The 5,265-nt window shown below is 71.8% G+C and carries 4 protein-coding genes; all 4 read left to right on the top strand.

The window, feature by feature from the left end:
- Nucleotides 1-937, top strand: a 937-nt coding sequence (locus tag FV228_RS19515; RefSeq protein ID WP_147856137.1) for an HlyD family type I secretion periplasmic adaptor subunit, incomplete at its 5' end; no start/stop codon positions are given.
- Nucleotides 938-1,040: 103 nt separating this feature from the next.
- A complete protein-coding gene (locus FV228_RS19510) occupies nt 1,041-2,336 on the top strand; it encodes a family 16 glycosylhydrolase (protein ID WP_147856136.1) in 1,296 nt (431 codons plus the stop codon).
- A gap of 318 nt (nt 2,337-2,654) precedes the next feature.
- On the top strand, nt 2,655-4,004 hold the full coding sequence (locus FV228_RS19505; protein ID WP_147856135.1) for a CHASE3 domain-containing protein: 1,350 nt from the start codon (nt 2,655-2,657) through the stop codon (nt 4,002-4,004).
- A 55-nt stretch (nt 4,005-4,059) separates the two neighbouring features.
- Nucleotides 4,060-5,265 (top strand): TAXI family TRAP transporter solute-binding subunit (locus FV228_RS19500; protein ID WP_147856134.1); only part of this gene is annotated, 1,206 nt, incomplete at its 3' end.

Here is a 5,265-nt window from a genome sequence, read left to right as displayed (position 1 = left end):
CGCCTTCCCGGCCGACCTCGCCGGGGCCGGGCCCGACGTCGCCCGGATCGTCGACGGCGAGCGCAAGCTGTTCCGCTTCCGCCGCGACGCGCTCCAGGGCCAGAAGGCGCAGCTGCGCGAGCGGATCGGCCAGTTGCGCGAGGAGATCAAGGGTCTGGTCGAGCAGGCCGCCGCCAAGGAGCAGGAGACCACGATCATCGGCCGGGAATACGAGGGCGTCGAGGATCTCTGGAAGAAGAACCTGATCCAGTTGACCCGGCTCACCAGCCTGCAGCGCGACATGTCCCGGCTCAAGGGCGAACGCGGGGTCCTGGTGGCCAACATCGCCCAGGCCAAGGGCAAGGTCTCGGAGACCGAGCTGCAGATCATCCAGCTCGAGCAGAACCTGCGCAGCGACGTCGCCAAGGAGCTGGCCGAGAACCGCGCCAAGGCCGCGACCCTGACCGAGCAGCGGATCGCAGCCTTCGACCAGCTCCAGCGCATCGAGATCCGCTCGCCGCAGACCGGCTACGTCCACGAGCTGGCTGTCCATACCCGCGGCGGCGTGATCTCCCCGGGCGAACCGATCATGCTGATCGTGCCGAACGCCGATTCCCTGGTGGCCGAGGTCCGGGTCGCGCCCCAGGACATCGACCGGCTGCAGACCGGCCAGGCCGCGGGCCTGCGCTTCCCGAGCTTCGACCAGCGGACCACGCCGGAACTCAACGGCCGGGTCACCCGGATCGCCGCCGATGTCAGCGAGGACAAGCGGACCGGCAGTTTCTACTACCTCGTGCGCCTGGGCGTGACCAAGGACGAGCTGAGCCGCCTCGACGGCGCCAAGCTGATGCCCGGCATGCCCGTGGAGGCCTTCATCCGGACCGCCGACCGGACCGTCCTGTCGTACCTCACCAAGCCCCTGGTCGATCAGGCGCGCCGGGCATTCCGCGAGAAATAGGGCCGTCCGGCGTCCTCGCCGCCGATCGGCAGGGATTTTGCAACCACTGATTGCATACAGGGCTTGATCCCGCAGGATCCGGCAGAACCGTAGGCCAGCCACGATGCCGATCGACCCCAACAACCTCGCGCAGACCGCGACCCTGACCTACAGCGCCGAGTTCGACACCCTCGACCTCTGGAACGGGACCTCGGGCCTCGACACGGCGGGCGGGCCGCAATGGGGCAGCTACGTCACGGCGACCGGGACGCGGCCGTTCAACCAGGAGCAGGAATGGTACCTTCGCGCCGACCATCTCGTCGGCGGGAGCGGCGCGGCTTTGCCGAACCCGTTCGGCGTCCATGACGGCATCCTGACCATCACGGCCGCGCCGTCCGACCCGGCGCTGCTCCCGGACCTCGGCGGCCAGCCCTACACGTCCGGGATGATCAACACGTCCCACAGCTTCAGCCAGACCTACGGCTACTTCGAGATGCGGGCCGAGCTGCCGGCCGGGCAGGGGATGTGGCCGGCCTTCTGGCTGCTGGCCAAGGACGGCTCCTGGCCCCCCGAGATCGACGTGATGGAGATGCTCGGGCACGACCCCGACACGCTCTACACCAGCGTCCACAGCCTCGCGCCCGGCCAGACCGCCGGCGACCACACCCTGAGCCAGGGCACCGCGCAGGTCGCCGACATGAGCGAGGGCTTCCACACCTACGGGGTGGATTGGGGGCCCGACAGCCTCGCCTTCTACTTCGACGGCCAGGAGGTCTACCGCACGCCGACGCCGGCCAGCCTGGACAAGCCGATGTACATGATCGCCAACCTCGCGGTCGGCGGCACGTGGCCCGGCGACGCCGACGCGACGACGCCGTTCCCGGCCCACATGAACATCGACTACCTGCGCGCCTACCAGGCCAGCCCGACCGGTGCGGCGGCGAGCCTGGAGCCGGTCTTCCACTTCTACGACGCGTCCACCGGCCAGCACCTCTACACGGCCAGCACGGCGGAGCGGGACACGCTGCAGAGTTCCCAGACGGCCTACGCGTATCAGGGGGTCGGCTGGGCGGCGCCCACCGACGCGGCCGGCACCGCGGACGTGTTCCACTTCACCAACGCGGCGACCGGCGACCATTTCTACACCGCCAGCGCCGCCGAGCGGGACGGCCTGATCGGCTCCGGCTCGGGCTACCGCTACGACGGCGTCGCCTTCGAGGCCTACACGGATCCGTCCGCCGCCGGATCGGCCGCCATGAACATCGAGCGGTTCGTCAACACCGAGAGCGGCCGCCACTACTACGCGTCGAGCACCGCGGAGATCACCTATATCGAGCAGGGCCACGCCGGAACCGGCTGGATCGACGAGGGTCATGCCTTCACGCTCCACGCCCCGACCCAGAGCATGTTCGGCCTATAGCGGCCGGGGAGGGGGAGGGCCCGATCGGATCACGATTGCGGCAGCAGGGCCTGAAAACCGCTGTCGTCCGTGATGTTTGCCCGATGCGGCGGGAACAATCGCCGGGGCCGCCTTTTGTGCTGGCGGTTCCACCCATCGGCCCGGTCCGGATCGGCCGCCGACCCCATCGAGACAGGAGATCGCTGTGCCCGCGGCGCGGAGCGCGACCATGCGCGAGCCCATACGGCCAGCGGCTCCGGCCGGCGGGATCGCCGGCGTGCGTGTGAGCCGATCCTGCGCAGCCCGCTCCCACGCAGCCCTCGCCCGCACGGCCACGCCGTGACCGCCCGGACCGCCCTGGACGTGATCGAGCAACTGCCCCGGCGCTCGAAGACCGTCGATCGGATGATCGCGGGCCTCGCGGTGATCCTGGCCATGCTGGGCATCGCTGTGGGCGCCTCGGTCTACCAGCAGCGCGGCAGCGAGGCCGTGCGTCACGCCCTGGCCGTGGAGGGGCGCCTCGGCCGGGTGCTGTCGGCGGTGCAGGACGCCGAGACCGGGCAGCGCGGCTACCTGCTCACCGGAGACGAGGATTTCCTGCCGCCGTTCCGGGCCGGCCGCTCCAAGGTCAACGGCGAACTCGCCCGCCTGGGCGACCTCCTGCGGGACGACGACGGCCAGCGCGCCGAACTCGACGGCCTGATCCTGCTGATCCGCGAGAAGCTCGGCGAACTCGCCACCACCATCGACCTGTACCGGGGCGGCGACGCGGAGGCGAGCCGGACCCTCGTCCGGGAGGGGAGCGGGCGCCGTCTGATGGACGAGATCCGCACGGTCGTGCGCCGGATGGAGGCCCAGGAGACGGCCCTGATGGAGCAGCGCCAGGCGGCGGTCTCCCGGATCGCGCTGCTGATCTGGGCGGCCCTGGCCGCGCTGGTCCTGGTGCTGATCCTGTTCGCGGTGTCGGCCATGCGCGAGGCGGGGCGCCGCCGCCGGCTGTCGCGCTTCCTGCCGCAGGAACTGGTCTCGCGGCTGGCCGACGACGACGGCAGCCTGCGGGCGGGCCGGCGGCAGCAGGCGGTCATCGCCTTCGTCGACATGCGCGGCTCCACCGCCCTGGCCGAGCGCCTCGACCCGCAGCAGCTCTCCGCCTTCCTGTCCGCGTTCCGGCGCCGGGTGATGCGGACCGCCCGGCTGCACAACGGCGTGGTCGACAAGTTCCTGGGCGACGGCGCCCTGGTGGTGTTCGGCCTGCCCGAGGCGCAGGGCGACGACGCCGCCCGAGCGGTGGCCTTCGCGGGGGACCTGGTCGAGGCCATCGCCCGCTGGAACCGCAAGGGCGAGCACGACGCCACGGTGCGCATCGGGATCGGCCTCCATTGCGGCGAGGTGTTCAGCGGGATCATCGGCGAGGAGGCCCGCTACGAGTTCACCGTGCTGGGCGACACCGTGAACGTCGCCGCGCGCCTTGAGCAGGCGACCAAGGTCCACGGCGTGCCGATCCTGGCCTCGGAGGCGGTCCGGCGGGCCGCAGGCCCGGCCACCGCGGTCTGGCGGGAGGTCAGCCGCGAGCCCCTGCGCGGCCGCCGGGAGCCGATGGCCTATTTTTCCGTCGAGCCGCCGGGCCACGCCGAGCCCGCACCGGCCCGCCTGCGCGACGTCGATCCGCTCCCGGAACTGGCGCTGTAGCCGCGCTTTCGAGCCGCGCCGGCAAGCGGCGCGGCCGTGACCAACCGAGAGGCCGATGCCGAGAAACCTGTCCTGGCTTCTGCGCCGCGAGACCCTGCTGGGCGGCGCCGTGATGCTCCTCGGCATGGCGGCCCTGGCCGCCTGGTATCTCCTGCAGGCGACCGTACTCACCGTCGCGGTGGCGCCCCGGGACGGCACCGAGCCCGGCCTGATCAAGGCCTACGCGGACGCGCTGGAATCGGGCCGCACCGGCCTGCGCCTCAGGATCCTCGCCTTCGACGACGTGCGCGAGAGTGCCGCCGCCCTGCAGGACGGGCGGGCCGACCTGGCGGTGGTCCGGCCCGACGTGCTGCTGCCGACCAACGGGCTCACCCTGGCGATCCTGCGCGACCAGGCGATGATCATCGCCTCGCCCGAGCAGGCCGGCATCACGGATTTCCCGCACCTGGCCGGCAAGCGGGTCGGCATCGGCACGCACCGGGACGCCGATATCGGATTGCTCAAGAGCCTCCTCGGCTATTACGGCCTGACGCTGGAGCCGGCGGCGGGCACCGGACCGGGCGACCGCGCAGTCGTGCTCGTGCCGGTCGGCGAGGATGGCGTGGCCGGGGCGCTGCGCGAGAAGCGGATCGACGCCTTCATCAGCATCATCGCGCCCTCCGCGCCCAAGGCGCTCGAGCTGGTCGCGGCGGTCCGCTCGGTGGCGCGCGGCGGCAAGGTCGCGTTCGTCGCCGTGGCGGACGACGACGCCGTGATCGAACGCTTCCCCAAGCTCCAGGCCGTGGCCATCCCGGGCGGCCTGTTCGGCGGCCGGCCCAAGCTGCCGGCCGACGACGTGAAGACGGTGGGCGCCTCCTACCGGCTGATGGCCCGCGCATCCCTCAGCCGTGCCGTCGCGGCCGACCTGACCCAGCAGCTGTTCGAGAAGCGCACGGAGGCGGCCAACGCCACGGAGGCGGCGGATTACGTCCAGGCCCCGTCCTACGAGACCACCGTGGCGGCCACGAGCGCCCGGATCCCGATCCACCCGGGGGCGATCGACTATTACGAGCGCGAGCAGCACGGCTTCGTCGAGCGCTACGGCGACACGCTCTACCTGCTGGGGGCGCTGGCCGGCGGCCTGGTCTCGGTCCTGGCCTGGATCCGGCAGCGCCTGGCCGGCCTGCGCCGCGAGCACATCGACGAGATCGTGGAGCGGCTCCTGGAGATCACCGAGCAGGCCCGCGCGGCCCAGGATCCGGCGGCGACCGCCGGGCTGACC

It is taken from the genome of Methylobacterium sp. WL18 (genome assembly GCF_008040015.1).
Lineage (GTDB): Bacteria > Pseudomonadota > Alphaproteobacteria > Rhizobiales > Beijerinckiaceae > Methylobacterium > Methylobacterium mesophilicum.
The sequence above is the reverse complement of the archived record's forward strand: the minus strand, read 5'-3'. Positions and strand labels throughout refer to the sequence as shown.

Bases quoted from the DNA above. Each gene is read 5' to 3' on its own strand.
- FV228_RS19510 (WP_147856136.1), top strand. From the start codon at position 1,041: ATGCCGATCGACCCCAACAACCTCGCGCAGACCGCGACCCTGACCTAC.